Consider the following 18,699-nt stretch of genomic DNA (forward strand, 5'->3'; position numbering starts at 1 on the left):
TCGAGGAAGTGGACGGTCTCAACTAGATCGCATCAGGCAGCGATGCCTGGGAGATCACTCGCTCCAGGGGTTGGCCTTGATGATCTCCACAAAGTTGTCGCGCTTGAAGTCCGGGTTGAAGTGCTCCAGGACGTCAGCGTTGACGTTGCCGAAGGTGGAGTGCGGGCGGTGCACGTTGCCGTCGTTGAACGCCTGCAGGATCTGGTTCTTGAAGTCCGGACGCGGGTGCAGATCGGTCACCGCCTTGCGCTGCTCATCGCTGAGGTCGTGGTAGCCCATGCCCAACACGTCGGTCTCCACACCGGCGGTCACCAGAGCGACCTCCGGCGACAGGAACTCGGGAACACCCGGGGTGGTGTGCAGGGCGATAGCCAGCCATGCATCGTGTGCGCGCTGAGCGGAGGTACCGTGATCCATCAGGAATTCCTTGACAGCGTTGGCGCCGTCCACCTCGAAGCGCAGCTCGGAGTCCATGAAACCCTCGGTCAGACCCATGTCGTGGAACATGGCGCCCGCGTAAAGCAACTCGTGATCAACAGACAGGTTGCGAACCTGGCCCTGCATCGCGCCGAAGAAGAACACACGGCGGGAGTGGTGGTACAGGAGGTCGTTCTCCTTCTCCCGCACGTACTCGGTGATCTCGCGAGTGAGCTTGGTATCGGGAACGGAGATGCCTGCAACGGTTTCGGTCATGATGATGCTCCTTTTCGATCGGTTCACTCATCAGTCTGGTTTCTTTTGCTCCGTGAAGCCATGGACATGACGCCACCAATCCCTGAAATTCGGACATACTTGGGTTCATGCCCCACAACCACCGAGTCGTTTTCCTCGCCTTTCCCGGCGCCAAGATGCTGGACGTGACCGGCCCCGCCGAGGTTTTCGCGGACGCGAATCTGCACGGCGCACAGTACTCACTGAACTACGTTTCACCGGGCGGCGGCAACGTGCTGACCACGGTGGGTACGCCGCTGGTGACCGAAGCGGCGTCGTCGGCGGTGGAAAGTGGCCCGATCGACACGCTGGTTGTGGCGGGCGGCGAATGTCTGGTGGATCAACCGATACCGGAGGAGTTAATTGCCACCGCTCGTGAACTGGCCGACCGTTCCCATCGCGTGGCGAGCGTGTGCACGGGTGCGTTCGTGCTGGCCAAGGCGGGCCTGCTCAACGAGCGGCGCGCGACCACCCACTGGCTGCATACCGATCGGCTGGCCCGTGAACACCCCGAAATCAACGTGCTTCCGGATGCCCTTTACACCCAGGACGGTCCGGTGTTCACGAGCGCCGGGGTGTCCTCCGGGATCGACCTGGCGCTGGCCCTGGTCAACGCGGATCACGGCGAGGAACTCGCGCGCAACGTGTCTCGTGGGCTGGTGGTCTACATGCAGCGCGCGGGTGGGCAGTCGCAATTCTCGGCCGCCTTACGCTGGCCGAGCCCGTCCACGCCGGGCTTGCAGAAAGCCGTCGACGCCGTGACATCGGACCCGGGTGCCGAGCACTCCGTGGGATCGCTGGCCGCGTTGGTAAATGTCAGTGAGCGCCACCTGACCAGGTTGTTCAAAGCGGAACTGAACCTCACGCCGTCGAAATTCATTGAACACGTGCGCCTGGACTCGGCCAAGGCGCTGCTGGATGCCGGGCACACGGTGACAGAGACCGCGCGACTGGCTGGTTTCGGCAGCGATGAGAACCTGCGGCGGTCGTTCACCCTGCGCTACGGCCTGGCGCCCAGCTACTACCGCGGCCGGTTCAACACCGCCCGCTGATCCCGTGATGGTCAGCGGGCGGCGGGGTCGTTAGAGCTCGACGACCTCGAACTCGAGCAGGCTGGCTCCGGTAGCAACGGGCTTGCGGTCCTGACCTGCGTGAGCCTGACGAGCGTTACCGTCGCGCCACACCACAAAATCTTCCTCGGTGGCCCACGTGGTCACCACGAAGTAGCGGTTGTCCCCCGCGACAGGACGCAACAGCTGGAAGCCTTCGAAGCCCGGCTCGGAATCCACGGAGTGCTTACGCGCAGCGAAGCGCTTCTCGAGTTCGGGACCGGCACCTTCGGGAACCTCGATGGCATTGATTTTGACGACGGACATTCGCGCCTACCTTTCGGTTGTGGATGTACTTCCGACACTAGCTGCGGCGGATGAAACGGGGCTGTGCGGCGGGACCGAGTCCGTTGCTCCCAGTAGCTCGAACCGTGACTGGCCGCTTTCCGTATCCGCTTCCACGAGGCGAACCTGGATTTCCTGTCCGAACGGCAGATTGGAACCCTTGATGCCCGCCTCCACCGCGGGTTTCCTGATGATGAAACGACCCTTTTCGCCGGCCTCATCGACTTCGACCACAGTGCCCGTGAATTCTTGACCCACGTGCGGGGACAGCATAAAGGTCTCCACCATGTTCACGATGCCGCGCTCGTAGGCGGACGCCTTCCGGTTGGACGACTCCATCTCCTTGGGCAACTGCGGCAAGGCAGCCGTGACCCATTCGGGAACCGGTTCTCCGGCGCACACTGCCAGGCACACTTCGCTCGCATAGCGATCGACGAGCCGACGCAGCGGGGCCGTCACGTGCGCATAGTGCGTGGCCAGGGCTGCGTGTTGGGCGCTCTCCGGGGTTTCACCGTTGAAGGCCAAATACCCGGCCCCGCGGAACAACAGCGTGCACGAATACAGCATGGCCGCGTGATCGGGGCGTTCCGGATCCAGGGTGCGCACGAATTCGGGGTAGTCCATCTCGGAGGGCCACTCGATGCGCAGCGCTTGGCAGTCTCGCGAAGCTTACGCAACGAAGCGTCGTCGGCGGGTGGCAAGGTACGGAGCAGGCCGACCCCGGACTCGAGCATGATCTCCGCCGCGGCCATGCCGGTGAGCAGCGAGATCTGGCGTTCCACCCCTCGACCGGTAGCGCGGAACGGTGCACGATGTGCCACTCGCCGTTGGAAGTTTCCACTTCCTGCTCGGGAATCTGCAGGCTCACGCCGCCGCGTTCGTGCTCGATCTGCTCGCGGAGCTGACCCACGGTTTTGAGAAATTGGAGCGATTCGGAGGCGGTGCCGTTGTCGAGGGCGTCCTGAACCTCGCGATAGGTGAGCTGTGCGCGGCTGCGGATCAGAGCCCGCTGCACGGTGCGCGCCGTTTGATGGCCCGTTGCATCCAGGGTGAGCTGCCACAGCACCGCGGGACGGGTCTCGTTCTCGAGCAGACTCGCCGCGTCCTCCGAGAGCTCCGGCGGATGCAGCGGAGTGCGCTGGTGAGGGCCGTAAAGGGTCTGTCCGCGGACATGGGCTTCCACGTCAATGGGGTCCCCGGGATTCACGAACGCGGCAACATCCGCGATGGCGTACCAGACGGTGAAGCCCGTCTCTGTGGCCTCGATGAACACCGCCTGGTCCAGGTCCCGAGACCCCTCAGGGTCAACGGTCACGAACTCGAGATCGGTCCGATCCACCTCGGGAAGGCGAGGGTTGCTCGCGGCGTGGCGAGCGGCGTCGTGCACCTCGGGCGCAAAGTCCTCTGGGATGTCGAGGTCTTGGCGAAGCTTCTCCAGCCCCTCCACGAGTGGCTTGGGCACGGCTTGAACCTGGTGGGGACGGATGGGCATGCTGTCTCCTCACGTCAAGGTCCGCGTGCGCGGGCGCATTGGTCTAGATTGTGCCCACTCGGGGATCAGTTGGGCACCCTCCACGGGCCCGGTGGTCGAAAAGGCGTGTCGGTGCTCGCGGCGCAGACCGTTGACCAGGTTCTCGGCGGACTCAGCGGATTCCGCGAGGAAACACGCCGTGGGACCCGATCCGGAGACCCAGCCCGCGAGCGCACCGAGGTCCACGCCGTGGTTGAGCAGCGTGGCCAACTCGGGCAGCAGCTCCATGGCGGGAGATTGGAGATCGTTGCGGACCCAGGTGGCCACTCCGGTGGCGTCACCGGCGGCCGCCGCGCTCACGAGCGCGGCGTTCAGGGGGTCCGGTGTGCGCTGTGTTTCCTGCGGGGCGTTGCTGCGATGCGCGTAGTCCCATTGCCGGAACACGGCCGGGGTGGACAGCCCCTGATCCTGGGGCACGAAGACGAGGTGCAGCTGATTCGTTGCGTCGACGGAGCGCAGGTCGTCGCCCTTGCCCCGGCCCTCGGCCAGGCCGCCGAGGATCATGAAAGGAACATCGGCCCCCAGATCCGCACCGAGTGTCATGAGTCGGTGGTGGCCGAGCCGCGGCTGATCAAGGTGCTTAGCCAGCAGGCATCCACGGCCACGAGGGCCGCCGCCGCATCAGCGGACCCGCCACCCATGCCACCGGCCACGGGAACCGCCTTGTCGATGCGCAGCTCGATCCCCGGATTGCCGCCGTGGGCAGCGCACACCGCGAGCGCCGCGCGCACCGCAAGGTTCGAATCGTCGAGGGGAATGTCCGACAGCCGTGCCGTACCGGACTGGATCATCTCCGCGTACTCGCTGCCGGGCGCCGGGGACACCGTGACAGCTACGCCACTCCCCCGCCGGGCCACGTGCGTATTGATCGAGGCGGTCACGGTTTCGCGCACGTCCACGGCGATGAACAGGGTTTCCAGCGGGTGGTACCCGTCCGGTGTGGGGTCGCCAACATGCAGCGCCAAGTTAGTTTTCGCGGGGGCCGATGCCGAGGCCCGCAGTCCGGCGGGGCTCATTCGGACTTCTCCGTGTCGGCTCGGCCGACGACTCGCGGGCAGGAGTGTGCTGTTCCAACTCCGGCTCTGCTTGGGTGGGTTTCTGCGTAGTTTCCTGCGTTGTTGCCTGGGGCCACGGGACATTTGATGCGGACTGCGCGATCCGGGCGAACGCCGTGACGTCCAGCTTCTCGCCGCGCTCACTCGGTTCGATGCCTGCGGCGCGCAGAATCTCTTCCGCCCTCGCGCCGGATCCCGCCCAGCCGCTTAGCGCGGCACGCAGAGTCTTTCGACGCTGCGCGAAGGCCGCATCGATCACCGCGAACACTTCCTTGCGCAACGACTCGTCCGCGGGAGTTTCACGGCGTTCGAACCGCACCAGACCCGACGCGATCTTGGGTGCCGGCCAGAACACGTTCTTGCCGATCACACCCGCCTTGGACACCTCCGCGTACCAATTCGCCTTGACCGACGGCACCCCGTACACCCGCGATCCGGGTCCAGCGGCCAGCCGATCGGCCACCTCGTCCTGCACCATGACCAGTCCGTGGCGCACGGTGGGGAACGTTTCCAGGATGTGCAGCAGTACCGGCACGGCCACGTTGTACGGCAGGTTGGCCACGAGCGCCGTCGGCGGGGTGTCGCCCGGCAGGTCGGCAACGCGAGCGGCGTCGTCAAGCACGACATTCAGGCGCGAGGCGGCCTCGGGATAGAACCGCTCGACCGTTTCCGGAAGTTGCGCCGCGAGCGGCGGATCGATCTCCACGGCCGTCACCGCCGACGACGCCGCCAGCAGACCCAGCGTCAACGACCCCAGTCCGGGCCCCACCTCCAGGACATGTTCGTCCGAGGTGAGATGCGCCGTAGCCACGATCCGCCGAATGGTGTTCGGGTCGATCACGAAGTTCTGACCGAGCGTCTTGGTGGGGCGAATCCCCGCACGCTCGGCCAGCTCTCGAATTTCTGCGGGGCCCAGGAGCGGGCCGTCAAAGCTCTGGTCGGTCACCGGATCATCCTACGTTGATTGGGTGGTGTGCTTCGCGGAGCGGGCCTGGGCGGCGCATGGTTTGAAGGGGTGTGGATGTCGATAAGGGGGTGGGAGGGAACGAGATGAGAAGCCGGTGACATTTCGGGAAGTGGTTCGCACGAACTCGGTGGAGGTGAACATTTGGGGAAGAGGTTCACATGATCTCGGCGGCCTGAACATTTGGGGAAGAGGTTCGTAGAAGTAACCGGGGTTTTAGCGCGTACCTCTTCCTCAGATGTCGGTGGCGCTGGGGCCTCATGCGTAGGTGATCACTTGGGCGGTCGGAGCCTGTGGATAACGCCCACCGCCGTGGCTCACTCCGTAGATTCTGGTCATGTCTGGATCCACTTACGCCTATCGTCCTGATGCGACCACTCTGTATCGCGGCCCTCGACCACTCGTGGCGGAAACAGCTCGCTGGTCCAACCGCACAGAACGGTTGCACAGAGATCCAGAGATGTATCGACTCTCGTACAGCCATTGGTACCGAGCGGGAACGCCACTGAGCCATCTGCAACGGTCCGTCCTTCTGCAGCAGCATCTGACCGCGGATAAGTCGTCGGTACGGGTCACGGGCACCACCGCACTCAAGTTGCTACGACTGCCCGACGGAGACCATTACGCATGGGCCAACCGAGTATTGAATCACCGGGAGCCACGGCGAGCGCGCGAGCTTCATCGTCACCAGAATCACATTCATCAATTGGCGTGGGACGGGGATCGGAGGCGCACTTCCATCCCGAACGTGAATCTCACCAAGTCGTACGGATTGGGTTCATATCAGGGCCCGTGGGATTCGGTTGTTGTTCATCCGGTCGAGGCGTTGGTAGTTGCGGCGCCGATGATGGACCGATGGTCGATCACCGCGGCTCTCGACGCGATGCTCTGCAGCGATCGGCTGAAGCCCCTTGGAACCTCTGAGCTCGAGACTTTCACCGTTGAATCCATCCGAGAGGCCTTGGCATGCCTACCACCAGCGTCCCGAGCAGTCCGAGAAGTTCATCGAGCACTGGCTGATGTTCAGTACCCGACCTGGTCAGCGATGGAGACGCTGACACGTATGCTCGCGCTGGCGTGTGGGCTACCTCGTCCCGTGATGAACTTCCGAGTGGAGACCCCTAAGGGGCATAGCATCCTGGATTCCGCCTGGCCCGAGCACATGACCGCGGTTGAGTTCAACGGTCGTGATCACAGTCAAGATCACGCGACTTATAAGGACGAGATGTACCGGAACGAAGTTCTCCGAGATCTCGGGTGGAAGCTGAGAATCGTGTCCTTCGACGACTTGCGCGATATGGGTCGCCTCGCCGAGTGGCTGACCTGGCTCGGTGGACATCTCGGCGTCGAGCCGGATCTGAGCCGAGTGATCGGTGGAGCCTTCGAGCCATTTGAGCCGTGGTAACCGCTGCCCCGGTGAGGGTGGTGCCCTAGAGATGGTGGCTCGCTTGTACGAGCACGTCCGGACAACGTGAACATTTCAGGTAGAGGTTCGCGCCTCACACGGTTCAGAAACATCCTTGGCAGAGGTTCGCACCGAAACCGCGGATATCCCCCCATTGTCAGACTGGTTGTGAGTCATGGTGGTCATGATCAGTGAGCTCGGTTCACTGCGATGCTCTACCCGAGATGTCCTCCGCTGAGCCGCCCGGTGCAGAACTCTGCCTCAGATGTCGGCGAGACCGGATTTGGTAGGACAACGTGAACATTTCAGGTAGAGGTTCGCGCCTCACACGGTTCAGAAACATCGTTGGCAGAGGGTCGCACGAAAACCCCTAGTTTCCCTACGTACCTCGACCACAGATGTCAGCGAGCTCGGTTTACTGCGAAGTTCTGCCTCAGATGTCCTCCGCTGAGCCGCCCGGTGCGAACCTCTGCCTCAGATGTCAGCGGCCCCGGATCCGGTGCAAAGCTCTGCCTTCGATGTAACCCGCGTCAGGGATCCCTAGATCAGACCCCTAGAACTGCCCGTACACCTTCTCGGAGTTGGCCCAGATCTGCTGGCACAGCTCCTCGAGGTCCGCGGAGAGGATCTCGGCCATGCCGCGCACCGTGTAGTTGACCATGTAGGGGGCGTTGGGTCGGCCGCGGAACGGGTGAGGGGTGAGGAACGGGGCGTCCGTTTCGGTCAGAATCAAAGAACGGTCCGCTTCCAACAGCGCTGCCTTCAAGGACTTGGCGTTCTTGAACGTCACCGTGCCCGCGAAGGACATGTACCAACCGTTCTCATTGCAGATCCGCGCCAGTTCAGGGTCGCCGGAGAAGCAGTGGAACACGGTGCGCTCGGGTGCTCCGACCTCGCGCAGAACGCGCACCACGTCCTCGTGGGCTTCGCGGTCGTGGATCTGCATGGCCAGGTCGTGTTTCTTGGCGAACTCGATGTGCGCCTTGAAGGACTCCTCCTGCGCCGCGTAACCGTCTTCGGAGGTGTGTACGTGATCCAACCCGGTCTCTCCGATGCACCGCACGCGGTCCTCCGAAGCCAGTGCCTCGATCTTCGCCAGCGCATCGCCCAAAGAACCCGCAGTAGCCAATGAAGGCGCCTCATTAGGGTGCAATGCAACAGCTGCCAGCACCCCCGGCACGGACTGCGCGGTGGCCACGGCGAATCGTGAGGACTCAACATCGCAACCGGCCTGCACCACTCCGCGCACGGAAGCGGCCTGGGCGACATCCATCGCGTCCATCACGGACACCCGGACCAATCCGTCCTGCATGTCCAAATGGGTGTGGTTGTCCACGACCGGATGCGGCAGGGGCTCGGGAAGGGCGGGGAACTCGACGTTGCGGCGTCGACCTTCGCGGTCGGTGAGCGCACGGCGCTCGGTTCCTTCGCCGCTCTCCACAGAATCCGGCAACTCGTACCACTGCTCCTGATAGGCGGCAGGAGTGGTTCCGGGTTCGGGCTGGGGGCGCTGGTGGGTGTCCCACAACGTGGTGGCAATAGGCGTTTCGATCACCCGCCCACGATACGCCGGGCATGGGCGATGAGGCACACCGCGGGAGGCACGCCCGCTCAACATGGCCCACTGCGCGTTTCTATGCGAGAGAATAAGAACAAATCACACAGATACAGCGATTTCTCACGAGACGAGGAACCATGGAGCAGTTCTCCACGTACACCAAGGCCATTCTGGACCGCATGAACTCGGTGATCGATGGCAAGCCCACCGAGACCCGCACCGCGCTCACGGTTCTCTTGGCGGGAGGTCACTTGCTCGTGGAGGACGTTCCAGGCGTGGGCAAGACTATGTTGGCCCGCACCCTGGCCGGCGCGATCGGCGGCTCGGTGAGCCGTATCCAGTTCACCCCGGACCTACTGCCCACCGACATCACCGGTGTATCCGTCTACGATCAGGTGCGCCGCGAATTCGAGTTCAAGCCGGGCCCGGTGTTCGCGAACCTCGTGATCGGTGACGAGATCAACCGCGCATCGGCCAAGACCCAGTCCGCTCTGTTGGAGGCCATGGCCGAATCGCAGGTCACCGCGGACGGCACCACCTATCGACTTTCCACCCCGTTCATGGTGGTGGCCACGCAGAACCCGGTCGAGATGGACGGCACGTTCCCGCTCCCCGAGGCCCAGCGCGACCGTTTCACCGCCCGCATTTCCATGGGCTACCCGGACGCTGATGCCGAGGTGCACATGCTCGCCGGTCACGGTTCCGGTTCGCCCCTGAAGGATCTGCAGCCGGTGGTCGACATCAATCAGGCGACGCAACTCGTCGAATACGTCCGGTCGCTGCACGTGTCCACGGCCGTGCGCCGCTACATCGTGTCGCTGTGCCAGGCCACGCGTAATCACCCGCACCTGCGATTGGGCGCCAGCCCCCGTGCGGCGCTCCAGATGCAAGCCGCCGCCCGTGCCGAGGCGCCCTGGCCGGCCGCAATCACGTGCTCCCGGACGATGTAAAGGCCATTGCCGTCCCCGTGCTCGCTCACCGCCTGCTCCTCGAGCGCCGCTCCGGAACCGATAGCGCCCAGGACGTGGTGCGCACCATTCTCGACGACGTTCGCGTACCCACCGAAGACGGCTCCGGATCTCGATGAGTAAGACCGCCCCCACTGCCGAGGCGCGGGTCGATTCCCGCGCCAAGTTCACGGTGCGCGGCTGGTGTTTCCTGGTCGCGGCCGTCGTGTGCCTGGCCGCCGCCACGTGGCTGGGCCGCAAGGACGTGCTCGCGTTGTCCTTGTTCCTGGGCATGCTCCCCTTGTTCTCCTCGCTCGCGATGTGGTTGATCAAACCTCGCGTGCTGCTCAAACGGTCCGTGGATCCGGCGCTGGTCACGGTTGGCGACGCCGCCTCGGTCGCCTTGCGCGTGCGGCGTCGTTCGCAGTTCAGTTCCCGACGCCGCGCGGAGACCTCGGGCTCGACCACTCACGATCGCGCCGCGGTCGAGGTCCACGAAAACGTGGACCCGCAGCTGGGTAAGAATCAGGATTTCTCGGTTCCGGTCTCCGGTGTGCCCGTGGGCTACACGGTGCGCCCGCAGCGTCGTGGAATGTATGAACTGGGCCCGGCCACCGTGCGTGTGCAGGACCCGTTCGGCGTGGTGACCGAGCTGCTGGACGTGGCCGAGCGCACCACCCTGCAGGTCGCCCCGGACACCGAGGACCTCACCGAACTGGGTGCGTCCCGGGTCCGTGAGACCGGCGGCGATCCCTCGCGCAGGGCCATGCCGCAGCCCGGGCCGGACAACGTGACCACCCGCGAGTACCGCCACGGTGACCCGATGCGACGAGTGCACTGGGCGGCCTCGGCAAAGCACGGCGAGCTCATGGTGCGCCAGGAGGACCCGCGCAGTACACGCAAGGCCGTGCTCGTGCTGGACATGACCCAGGAACACTGGCCAGGCGAGCGCGTGTGGGCGGGCATCCTGCCCTCGACCGAGGAGTTCGAATGGGGCGTACGTGCCACGGCGTCCATCCTGGACCATCTGACGCGCCGCGAAACCGTGGTCTTTGCCCTGGATGACCAGGGCCGCGCCCTGCCGCACGGTGACATGGAAAGCACCGATCAGCGTGACACCTCCGTCTCGGACAACACCGCCCTGGAGGTGGTGCACGGTTTGGCACAGGCCGCGCTGGTCTCCCGCCCCGAACCGGACGCAGCGACCGACCCGCTGACCACACGCTTCGACCGCGAAGCGCTCACTCATCCCCTGCTGCTCATCACGGGCAAATTGTCCGCGCAGGCTGCGCGCCGCTATGTCACCGCGGCCAAGGGCAATGTCGCCGGATCGGTGATCATGGTGCTCAACCCGCCCATGACGCGCCCCGAGAGCGCGGACATTCTGGAAACCTCCGGCTGGTCCGTGGTGCTCGTGAGCCGCTGGACGGACATTGACGCCGCATGGACTTCCATCCTGGACGGCGCCACCCTCCTGGATCCACCGCCCGCGCGCCCGGGGTCGAGCAGTTGAACATGGACCACGTGATGGGGCACTTCCGATCGAGGACAACCGCATGAGCCACACCACCGCACCGGCCGCCCCGTGGGGCAATCAGGAACCCGCCGGAGACGCCCGAGGTTCGGACGCGCCGTCGGAATCCCCGGAAAATCCTCGGCCCCCGAGGAACCCCAGAGCCACCGTGCGCCGCGCATGGCCATCATCCCGCTGCACGTCTTGCTGCTGGCCAGCATCGCCCTGGGCTGCGTGGGAATGGCCGGGGCGCTCGCCGGATTCTGGTGGGTGCTGCCGGTAGCGGTCACCGTGGTGATCGTTCTGTTGGTGACCGCCGCAGCTCGGTGGCTCCGATTGCCGTCAGCCGTGGTCACCGTCCTGGGGCTCGCCGCGCTGATCCTGGCGCTCACCGTGATGCACGTGAGCGATCATGCCCTGCTGGGATTCATCCCGACCCCTGACACTTTCACGGCCGCGGGACAGCTCTGGAGCGAGTCGGGCTCCTTCGTGTCACGGCAGTCTGCACCCTACGGGCAGAACCCCGGTCTGGCGTTGCTCCTCAGCGCGCTGGTTGGCCTGGTGGCCGTGTTCATGGAAACCGCCCTGCTCGGACTCCGCATGGCGGGTCTGGCGTGCGTGGGAATTCTGGCCTTGCTCGTGGTCCCCGCTTTGACCTTACCGGGGAGCGTGTCCATGTGGGGTCTGGGTGCCGCGATCATCGCCGCGCTGGCCTTGCTCGCCGGGTCCCGGTTATGGGGCGCCACGCGTCAACAGCGCATCGCTCCGACTCCCGGTGGGCTCCCGCGTGCTCTCTTGGTGATCGCCGGTGTACTGGCCGTGACCCTTCTTGTTCCCACCGTGATGCCGGGATTCTTCAGCGGTGCGTTCCCGCAGGGCAGCTCGTTCAACTCCGAGCGTGCGGCGGGCGTGGGTCCGCTGCGGGCCGTTGGTCAGGATCTGCGCGAGAGCGAACGGGTGCAGCGCTTCAGCTACACCACCTCTGACGGGCAGCCCAAGTACATGCGGCTCATGACTCTGTCCGACTTCTCCCAGTCCGAGTTCTTCCCACAGACTGACAACCTGGAAGAGGGCTTGGACGGCATTGCCGATTCCGAGACCAACCCGGTGTCCCGTGAGAATCCCGTGACGAGCAAGGTCACGTTCGAGGACTACAACGAGCACTGGCTCCCGGCCCCGTACGCACCCACCGAGTTCTCGGGCATCGGCAACGAGGGTTGGTCCTGGAACCCCCGCGACCTCTCCGTTTACAGCGCGGCGTCGGACATGTCCGGTGGCACGTTCACCGTGACGTCCTCGGCACCGCAGGCAACGCCGGAAGCGATGCGTTCGGCGGCGTCGTCGGGCGCGAATGATGAGCTGGCCGATTACATGCGGCTGCCCAACGAAATGCCCGAGTCGATCAGCAGCGCCGCCCGCCAACTCACGGACGGCGCCGGCAACGACTACGACCGTGCGCTGGCGCTGCAGAACGGACTGCGCCACAACTTCCAGTACGACGTGAACGCCCCGCTCGCCCAGGGGTACGACGCCGGTGGCATGGACAGCATGGAACAGTTCATGGAGACCCGCACCGGTTACGCCGGCCACTTTGCCCCCGCGATGGCACTGATGGCCCGCGAGGTGGGTATCCCTGCCCGTGTGGCGGTGGGTTATCTGCCACGGCACCGGTTGGGGATCCGCAGGGCGGCGAGCGCTTCGAGGTGGGCACCGGTGACGCTCACGCGTGGCCCGAACTCTACTTCCAGGGCGTCGGTGGGTGCGATTCGAGCCCACCCCCGGCATTCCCACCACCCCGGAGTACGCCCCCGAGTCCGGCAACGAGCCCGGTCAGGACGCCTCCGGCCAGCCCGATGAGACGCCCAGCCAGGAGCCTTCGCAGCCAGAGGAACCGACCTCGGAACCCACGGACGATCAGAGCGAACAGCCCGCTCCCGAGACCCCGGAGCCGGAAGAGGCTCAGCAGGAAACCAGCACAGGCCTGATGATTCCGATCTGGGTCCTGGTGCTCGGCGGTGTCCTGCTGCTTCTCCTGCTCCTGGCCGCCCTGCCGCGGTTCTTGCGCGGACGACGCCGCCGGGCCCGGTTGGCGGACATGGCTAACGCCTCGCTCTCGCCCCAGGATCGGGCGAACGCGGCGTGGGACGAGCTGGAGGACCTGTCCGTGGACCACGGCGGTTCCCCCAAGGAATCGGATACACCCCGCGTGCGTGCTCGACGCATGGCGGCGGGGATCCCCGCGGCGTCGGAGGCGGTCGACCGGATCGTCTCGGACGTGGAGCACGCGAGCTACGCTGCCCCGGACGCCTCGTGGAAGCCGTCCGCGTCCGCCGCTGATCTCGGCAAGGTGCACGACGAACTCATGCACCGCGCCAGCGGCGGTCAGAAGTTCCGGGCTACCTGGTGGCCTGCGTCGATTTTCCGCCGCTGACATATCGGGCAGAGGTTCACAGACAGGAACATGTGAGGAAGAGGTCCGCAGCGAAACCAGCCGGTTTCGTGCGGACCTCTTCCACACATGTCAGCGACCGAGAAAAACTGCGCATCTCGGCCTCAGATGTCAGCGCTGGCTGCGGGCCGCGATCACCGCGTCGTAGAGCTGACGGGTGCTGACGCCGGCGTCCGTAGCAATCTGGCGGGCAGCGGCCTTGAGTTTGATGTCGCTGGTAGCGACGAGTTTTTCGACGTCGCCCACGAGATCCTCGGGCTCCGGTGCCTCTGCCGCAGCGGCACCGTGGACGACCACCGCGATTTCCCCGCGCACCTGATTGTTCTGGGCCCACTCGGTAAGACCGGCGAGATCATCGCGGAGGACTTCTTCGTGAAGTTTGGTGAGTTCACGGCACACCACGGCCTGACGGTCGCCTCCCAGAGCGTCCCGCAGCGCCTCCAGCATCACGGCCAGCCGATGGGGTGACTCGTAGAAGACCATGGTGCGGCGCTCTTCAGCCAGCGTCTTGAGGTGGGTGGCCCGCTCTCCCACCTTGCGCGGCAGGAACCCCTCGAACGTGAAGCGGTCGGTCGGCAATCCGGACACCGCCAGCGCGGCCAGTACCGCGGAGGGTCCGGGAATCACCGTCACTCGCAGGCCGGCCTCTGCCGCGGCGCGCGTGAGCGGGAAGCCTGGATCTGACACGGTGGGCATACCTGCGTCTGAGAGCACGGCCACCACGTTGCCGGCACGGACCAAATCGATGATCTCAGCAACCCGCTCGTTTTCGTTGTGCTCGTGGTGAGTCATGACGCGGCCGGTGAAGTGGACATTCAGTCCAGCAGCTAGGCGATGCAGCGTGCGAGTGTCCTCCACGGCCAGCACGTCCGCGGTCCGGAGAATTTCCAACAAGCGGGGGGACGCATCCGACAGGTTGCCGATGGGCGTGCCCACGACCACCACGGCTCCGCCCTCGGGCCGGTTCGAAGGAGTCTGGGGGGTTTCCTGAAGCGTTGATTCTTGCGAGCTCACACCCAGTACTCTACGAACCCTGTCCAATCGGAGGCTGAGAACCGCCGTAAACTCCGCCGTGAACAGGGCTCATTCAGTGCCAGCGCCTACCATGATTGAGTGCATCTGACTGCTTCCCAGCCGGTGACCCGCGGCCCCTCCACTGACCTTCGTGGTCTTTTGCTACCCGCAGTCACTCAGTTGCCCCGATTGTGGTGGGTTCCCCTGCTCATCGTGACCGTATTGGGCGGTGTGATGCGGTTCGTCAATCTGTCCTGGCCGCACGCGGTGGTCTTCGACGAGACGTATTACCTCAAGGATTCTTATTCGCTCCTGCTCAACGGCACGGAGCAGCAGTGGCCTTCCGACGCGGATGAAGCCTTCGCGGCCGGCAAGCCGCCCACCACCATGGGCGAGCCCTCGTTCGTGGTCCACCCGCCGGTGGGCAAGTGGCTGATCGCCGGTAGCCTCTGGGTGTTCGGCGCGGACGATCCCCTCGGATGGCGATTCTCGGCCGCCTGTTCGGCACGCTGTCCATCGCGTTGATCTTCGCCGCGGCATGGCTGCTATTCCGCTCGATCACCTTGGCGACCGCCGCCGGTCTACTCACGAGCCTGGACGGCCTGCATCTCGTGGAATCCCGGCTGGCGCTGCTGGACATCTTCCTGATGTTCTTCGTGCTTCTCGCCTTCGTGTTCCTCCTCCTCGACCGCGACGATGGACGACGCCGCCTGGTCGCCCGTTTCTCGCCCCACGGCCTAGGCCCGTGGTTGGGGATCCGATGGTGGCGCGTCGCAGCCGGAGTCGCCTGTGGGTTGGCCGTGGGTGTCAAGTGGAACGCCTGTTCTTGGTGGCCGCACTGGGCATTCTCACGGTCCTGTGGGACATGAACGCTCGCCGGATCGCTGGCGTGAAGCACTGGTTCTGGGGCGCGGTGGTCAAGGACGGGCTGCCCGCCTTCGTCGCCATGATCGGCACCGGCCTGGTGGTCTACGTGATCTCATGGACCGGCTGGCTCACCACGGCCAACGGTTACCACCGGCAGTGGGCCGAACAGAACCCGGGCGAAGGCCTCCAGTGGTTGCCCCCTGCTTTCCGGTCACTGTGGGAGTACCACGTGGCCGCGTACTCGTTCCACGCCGGTCTGGACAGCGAGCACACCTATATGGCCGGCCCCGCGCTGTGGCCGATCCTCGCCCGGCCCACGTCGTACTTCTACGAGTCCCCCGAACGCGGGGTTGATGGATGCACCGTGAACTCGTGCTCTCAGGCGATCCTGAATCAAGGCAACCCCGCCATCTGGTGGGTGGGTATCGCGGCCGTCCTGTTCGCCCTGATGCTGTGGGCTGTGAAGCGGGATTGGCGTTTCGGCGGTCTGCTGGGGATGTACGCGGCCGCGTACATCCCATGGTTCCTCTACCCGGATCGCACCATGTTCTACTTCTATGCGCTCGCGTACTTCCCGTTCATGGTGCTGATTATCGTGGGAGCGCTGGGTGTCCTGACCGGACGAGTGGGCATCGCCCCGTTTGGAGACACTGCAGGGACGCTCACAGCTCGCAACCGCTTCATCTCCGCCGTGTGGGGTCACCGCTGGACCACCGTGGCGCTCGCATTTATGAGCCTGGTGGTCGTGTGCGCCGTCTTCTTCTGGCCCGTGTGGACCGCCCAGACCATTCCCTACGACCACTGGCGCTGGCGCATGTGGTTCGATTCCTGGATCTAGGCGCTCGCGATACTCCTACACCCCGTGCACCTACACCTGGTGCGCCGTGAGAACCCTCGGACGCGTCTAGTGCAGCGTTAGGACCCTTTCGATCCGCTCCAGAGGCTCTAGCGGCACCTCATTCGTCACGCATGGTCCCTGCGACGCCTCAGGTGCAAGGACGCCGCCCGCCAGTGTCGGCGGGCGGCGTCCATATGAGACATGAGCGACTAGGCCCAGGGCGCGGAACGGCCCTCGGAATCGCGGTTCGGTCGGCCCTCTGCGGACGGTGCGCTTTGGTCCTCGTCAGCTGAGTGGTCGGCCGAGGCCGCAGGCGCGGATTCCCGGTTTGCACCCGTTGCTCCGCGCTCCGCGGCGGCATCCTGGTGCCCCGTGTTGGGGCGCTCATCGCCGGCGCTCTCGTGCTCAACTTCTTCGCGGCCCTCACGACCGGAGCCATCGCGCTCGCTCTCGCGATCAGCACCGTGATTCTCGCGATCAGCGCCCTCGCCAACGGCCGACCGCTCACCGCGGGTCGCGGAACGCATGCGCGGACGCGTGATCAGCATGGTCACGAACGCACCGATCACGGCAACCAGCGCCACGGCAATCGCTGCGTCCATCCAGAACTGGGTGGGGTACAAGCGGATCAGGGTGTCGGTGATCCGGAAGGTCCAGGTACCGGCGTCGAAGAACAACGAGTGGAACAGCGCGAAGAACGTTTCCCAGGCCAACACCGCGATCACCAGCAGCACCACTAGGAACGCAACGGTCAACCACGCGCCGAAGAACAGCGCACCGGAAGCGGCACCGGGTGCGCGGCGGTGCAGATAGAAGCAGCTGATCGCACTGAGCACCAGCAGAATCAACGCGACCAGGAAGCCCCACTGGATGACGTGTTGCACGTCGGTCATGTGGGAGACCTCTTGGTCCTGGAACAGCATGCCGGCTTCTTCGCTGATCAACCCGCCCAGGTATTCGGGCGGCGCGAAGTTCATGATGTAGTCCAGCCCGTAGGACCCGTAGGTCATGCGCTGTTCGGTGGTCATCCCCCAGTGATCAGCGGGGAACCCTGGGCGGTGGTACTCGATCCACAGGAACAGCGGGGTGGCCACGAGCCGTACCCCCAGGGCGATCAGGAGAATCGGGAACGTCAGCGCCAGGAAGACTTGTTGCAGGCGAAGGAATTTCGCCTCGCGGGGACGTTTGACCGCCTTGGTGGGAGAGCTCACCGGGGATATCACCAGTTTCCGTGCCAGTTTTCGTCTGAGTACTTGTCAAAGGGAATGTTCCAGTCACCAAAGCCGTCGTCGGGATCAGCCTGCGGGTAACCGGTGTTGACTACTTCCACCATGTCACCGGGGCGGAAGGTGTCAAAAATGTACTTGGCACCCTCAACGGGCATACCCACGCAACCGTGGGACACATTCTGGTAGCCCAACACCGGCATGGCCGAGGGCAGAGCTTGGTGGATGAACTCACCGCTCCACGTCAGTCGAGCCACGTTGGAGGCGTTGAAGGGCTCGTAGTAGTGCGGGTCCCCGGGTGAGAGGTTCAGCGAAGACGGCTTGAATTCATACGATTCCGCCTGCTCGATGATGACCTTCTTGCCCGTGGTCGACGGCCATTCCGGGTTGCCCAAGGTCACGGGCCATTCGCCGGTCTTCTTGCCGTTCTCGTAGGCCACCAGGGTCTTGGTGTTGTTGTCCACGTAGGCGCGGTGCTCGGGGCCGGTCGTGAAGTTCACGGTCTGGTTCTCGTTGCCGATCATGCCGTTGCCCACGTCCTTGCCGAGCAGCTCGATGGCGACCTTGACCTTGGAATCCGGGGCCCACGGTTCGGCGGGGCGGTAGCGCAGCTTGGTGTCCGAGTACCAGCGGAAGGCTCCGTCCTGGTCACCGCCGCCGGTGACCGTCACGGCCTTCTCGATCTCGTCCTTGTTCAGGATCGGCTCGGAGAAGTCGAATTCCACGACTTGCCACAGCCCGTACGTGCTGCCGTCCCGCACGTTCATGCGAACGTCCATTTCGTGGGCGGCGTCCACGGTGGAGAACGCAGAAGTCCCCTCCGCCGTACGTCCGTTGTTGTCCGCCGTGTAGGTCACGGTGTACGCGGAGTCGAACTCCAGAGGTTTGTTGGAAGTCCATGTGGTGCCGTCCTCGGACAGTTCCCCGGCAGCTTCCTTGCCCTCATCCGAGACGACCGAGACATCCGTGAGCTTGCCTGATCCGCCGTCACGGTGACGGGATCCACGGGATTGACCATGGTGGTGTCAGCGGCCGGAGCCACGGTCACAGTGGGGTCCGCGGCGGCCTCAGTGGCGGCCGCGTTCGAGGCGCCGTCCGACGGCGAACCGGACGCAGCGCCGTCGCCCCCGGAACCTGTACCGCACGCGGCCAGGGCCAGCACGCTGAAACCCCGCCAGACCGGTGATGGCGCGCGAACGCCACGTGCTCTTGCGGTGGGGATTGGGG

19 protein-coding genes and 2 pseudogenes are annotated in these 18,699 nt (G+C 64.9%); 9 read left to right on the top strand and 12 right to left on the bottom strand.

Features of this window, described 5'->3' with window-relative positions:
• Positions 1-54 precede the first annotated feature (54 nt).
• Entirely contained in the window at positions 55-693 is a 639-nt protein-coding gene (locus tag YO9_RS0105290; RefSeq protein ID WP_016996554.1) for an HD domain-containing protein, read from the bottom strand.
• Positions 694-800: 107 nt separating this feature from the next.
• Between YO9_RS0105290 and YO9_RS0105295 the strand changes: the two genes are divergently transcribed.
• Positions 801-1,763: a GlxA family transcriptional regulator gene (locus YO9_RS0105295; protein WP_016996555.1), complete on the top strand. Its 963-nt coding sequence runs from the start codon at positions 801-803 to the stop codon at positions 1,761-1,763.
• Between the two features lie 30 nt (positions 1,764-1,793).
• Here YO9_RS0105295 and YO9_RS0105300 read toward each other — a convergent pair whose 3' ends face one another.
• Genes YO9_RS0105300 through rsmA form a run of 6 tightly spaced genes read right to left on the bottom strand, consistent with a single transcriptional unit; the run spans position 1,794 to position 5,637 of the window.
• The gene (locus YO9_RS0105300; protein WP_016996556.1) at positions 1,794-2,087 is read right to left on the bottom strand and encodes an antibiotic biosynthesis monooxygenase family protein; all 294 of its coding nucleotides are present in this window, start codon (positions 2,085-2,087) and stop codon (positions 1,794-1,796) included.
• Between the two features lie 6 nt (positions 2,088-2,093).
• Complete coding sequence (locus YO9_RS16990; RefSeq protein ID WP_223286136.1) at positions 2,094-2,711, bottom strand: ribonuclease R family protein; 618 nt, start codon at positions 2,709-2,711, stop codon at positions 2,094-2,096.
• Complete coding sequence (locus YO9_RS0105305) at positions 2,614-3,597, bottom strand: RNB domain-containing ribonuclease (RefSeq protein WP_223286137.1); 984 nt, start codon at positions 3,595-3,597, stop codon at positions 2,614-2,616. The genes YO9_RS16990 and YO9_RS0105305 overlap by 98 nt, the downstream gene beginning before the upstream one ends.
• Positions 3,598-3,606: 9 nt before the next feature.
• Positions 3,607-4,140 (bottom strand): hypothetical protein, encoded by a 534-nt coding sequence (locus YO9_RS16995; protein WP_223286138.1) that lies wholly within the window; start codon positions 4,138-4,140, stop codon positions 3,607-3,609.
• Positions 4,141-4,175: 35 nt separating this feature from the next.
• Positions 4,176-4,652, bottom strand: coding sequence for a GHMP family kinase ATP-binding protein (locus tag YO9_RS17000; RefSeq protein ID WP_016996558.1), 477 nt, complete (start codon positions 4,650-4,652; stop codon positions 4,176-4,178).
• Complete coding sequence (rsmA, locus tag YO9_RS0105315; protein ID WP_016996559.1) at positions 4,603-5,637, bottom strand: 16S rRNA (adenine(1518)-N(6)/adenine(1519)-N(6))-dimethyltransferase RsmA; 1,035 nt, start codon at positions 5,635-5,637, stop codon at positions 4,603-4,605. Before rsmA ends, YO9_RS17000 begins: the two co-directional genes overlap by 50 nt.
• A 1,081-nt stretch (positions 5,638-6,718) precedes the next feature.
• Here rsmA and YO9_RS17005 point away from each other — a divergent pair.
• Positions 6,719-7,060, top strand: a complete 342-nt coding sequence (locus tag YO9_RS17005; RefSeq protein WP_223286139.1) for a hypothetical protein — start codon at positions 6,719-6,721, stop codon at positions 7,058-7,060.
• Between the two features lie 553 nt (positions 7,061-7,613).
• Here the strand turns inward: YO9_RS17005 and YO9_RS0105325 are convergent.
• Positions 7,614-8,615, bottom strand: a complete 1,002-nt coding sequence (locus YO9_RS0105325) for a TatD family hydrolase (RefSeq protein ID WP_016996561.1) — start codon at positions 8,613-8,615, stop codon at positions 7,614-7,616.
• Between the two features lie 140 nt (positions 8,616-8,755).
• On the opposite strand from YO9_RS0105325, the pseudogene YO9_RS0105330 reads away from it, so the two are divergent.
• The 4 genes and pseudogenes from YO9_RS0105330 to YO9_RS17010 all read left to right on the top strand — a co-directional run bounded on the left by YO9_RS0105330 (position 8,756) and on the right by YO9_RS17010 (position 13,509).
• A pseudogene (locus YO9_RS0105330) lies at positions 8,756-9,705 on the top strand (AAA family ATPase).
• Positions 9,702-11,078, top strand: coding sequence for a DUF58 domain-containing protein (locus YO9_RS0105335; RefSeq protein WP_016996563.1), 1,377 nt, complete (start codon positions 9,702-9,704; stop codon positions 11,076-11,078). The pseudogene YO9_RS0105330 and the gene YO9_RS0105335 overlap by 4 nt, the downstream one beginning before the upstream one ends.
• 180 nt (positions 11,079-11,258) lie before the next feature.
• Positions 11,259-12,935 carry a transglutaminase TgpA family protein gene (locus YO9_RS0105340; protein WP_223286140.1) on the top strand — a complete coding sequence of 559 codons (1,677 nt, stop codon included), beginning with the start codon at positions 11,259-11,261 and terminating at the stop codon, positions 12,933-12,935.
• Complete coding sequence (locus tag YO9_RS17010; protein WP_016996564.1) at positions 12,838-13,509, top strand: hypothetical protein; 672 nt, start codon at positions 12,838-12,840, stop codon at positions 13,507-13,509. The genes YO9_RS0105340 and YO9_RS17010 overlap by 98 nt, the downstream gene beginning before the upstream one ends.
• 129 nt (positions 13,510-13,638) lie before the next feature.
• Here the strand turns inward: YO9_RS17010 and rsmI are convergent, their stop codons facing one another.
• Positions 13,639-14,541, bottom strand: coding sequence for a 16S rRNA (cytidine(1402)-2'-O)-methyltransferase (gene rsmI, locus YO9_RS0105345; RefSeq protein WP_223286141.1), 903 nt, complete (start codon positions 14,539-14,541; stop codon positions 13,639-13,641).
• A 99-nt stretch (positions 14,542-14,640) separates the two neighbouring features.
• Between rsmI and YO9_RS17015 the strand changes: the two genes are divergently transcribed.
• The 3 genes from YO9_RS17015 to YO9_RS17025 are packed head-to-tail and all read left to right on the top strand — an operon-like array spanning position 14,641 to position 16,246.
• Positions 14,641-15,066, top strand: coding sequence for a hypothetical protein (locus YO9_RS17015; protein WP_223286142.1), 426 nt, complete (start codon positions 14,641-14,643; stop codon positions 15,064-15,066).
• The gene (locus tag YO9_RS17020; RefSeq protein ID WP_223286143.1) at positions 15,021-15,410 is read left to right on the top strand and encodes a phospholipid carrier-dependent glycosyltransferase; all 390 of its coding nucleotides are present in this window, start codon (positions 15,021-15,023) and stop codon (positions 15,408-15,410) included. The genes YO9_RS17015 and YO9_RS17020 overlap by 46 nt, the downstream gene beginning before the upstream one ends.
• Positions 15,353-16,246, top strand: a complete 894-nt coding sequence (locus tag YO9_RS17025; RefSeq protein ID WP_223286144.1) for a dolichyl-phosphate-mannose--protein mannosyltransferase — start codon at positions 15,353-15,355, stop codon at positions 16,244-16,246. The genes YO9_RS17020 and YO9_RS17025 overlap by 58 nt, the downstream gene beginning before the upstream one ends.
• Positions 16,247-16,455: 209 nt before the next feature.
• On the opposite strand, the gene YO9_RS0105355 is transcribed toward YO9_RS17025, so the two are convergent.
• The 3 genes and pseudogenes from YO9_RS0105355 to YO9_RS17030 all read right to left on the bottom strand — a co-directional run.
• The gene (locus YO9_RS0105355) at positions 16,456-17,457 is read right to left on the bottom strand and encodes a TIGR01906 family membrane protein (RefSeq protein WP_223286145.1); all 1,002 of its coding nucleotides are present in this window, start codon (positions 17,455-17,457) and stop codon (positions 16,456-16,458) included.
• 8 nt (positions 17,458-17,465) lie between these two features.
• Positions 17,466-18,392 carry a L,D-transpeptidase gene (locus YO9_RS0105360; RefSeq protein WP_223286146.1) on the bottom strand — a complete coding sequence of 309 codons (927 nt, stop codon included), beginning with the start codon at positions 18,390-18,392 and terminating at the stop codon, positions 17,466-17,468.
• Positions 18,326-18,699 (bottom strand): annotated as a pseudogene (locus YO9_RS17030) (hypothetical protein); the annotation flags it as partial. The gene YO9_RS0105360 and the pseudogene YO9_RS17030, both read right to left, overlap by 67 nt.

The organism is Kocuria atrinae C3-8 (assembly GCF_000286355.1).
In the GTDB taxonomy this organism is placed as follows: domain Bacteria; phylum Actinomycetota; class Actinomycetes; order Actinomycetales; family Micrococcaceae; genus Kocuria; species Kocuria atrinae_A.

What these genes read in the sequence shown, in the direction of transcription:
- YO9_RS17020 (WP_223286143.1), top strand. Translation starts at nt 15,021, where the DNA reads ATGGCGATTCTCGGCCGCCTGTTCGGCACGCTGTCCATCGCGTTGATC.
- YO9_RS0105340 (WP_223286140.1), top strand. Translation starts at nt 11,259, where the DNA reads ATGGCCATCATCCCGCTGCACGTCTTGCTGCTGGCCAGCATCGCCCTG.
- YO9_RS0105300 (WP_016996556.1), bottom strand. Translation starts at nt 2,087, where the DNA reads ATGTCCGTCGTCAAAATCAATGCCATCGAGGTTCCCGAAGGTGCCGGT.
- YO9_RS0105305 (WP_223286137.1), bottom strand. Translation starts at nt 3,597, where the DNA reads ATGCCCATCCGTCCCCACCAGGTTCAAGCCGTGCCCAAGCCACTCGTG.
- YO9_RS17000 (WP_016996558.1), bottom strand. Translation starts at nt 4,652, where the DNA reads ATGAGCCCCGCCGGACTGCGGGCCTCGGCATCGGCCCCCGCGAAAACT.
- YO9_RS0105290 (WP_016996554.1), bottom strand. Translation starts at nt 693, where the DNA reads ATGACCGAAACCGTTGCAGGCATCTCCGTTCCCGATACCAAGCTCACT.
- YO9_RS16995 (WP_223286138.1), bottom strand. Translation starts at nt 4,140, where the DNA reads ATGATCCTCGGCGGCCTGGCCGAGGGCCGGGGCAAGGGCGACGACCTG.
- YO9_RS0105295 (WP_016996555.1), top strand. Translation starts at nt 801, where the DNA reads ATGCCCCACAACCACCGAGTCGTTTTCCTCGCCTTTCCCGGCGCCAAG.
- YO9_RS0105335 (WP_016996563.1), top strand. Translation starts at nt 9,702, where the DNA reads ATGAGTAAGACCGCCCCCACTGCCGAGGCGCGGGTCGATTCCCGCGCC.
- YO9_RS17005 (WP_223286139.1), top strand. Translation starts at nt 6,719, where the DNA reads ATGCTCGCGCTGGCGTGTGGGCTACCTCGTCCCGTGATGAACTTCCGA.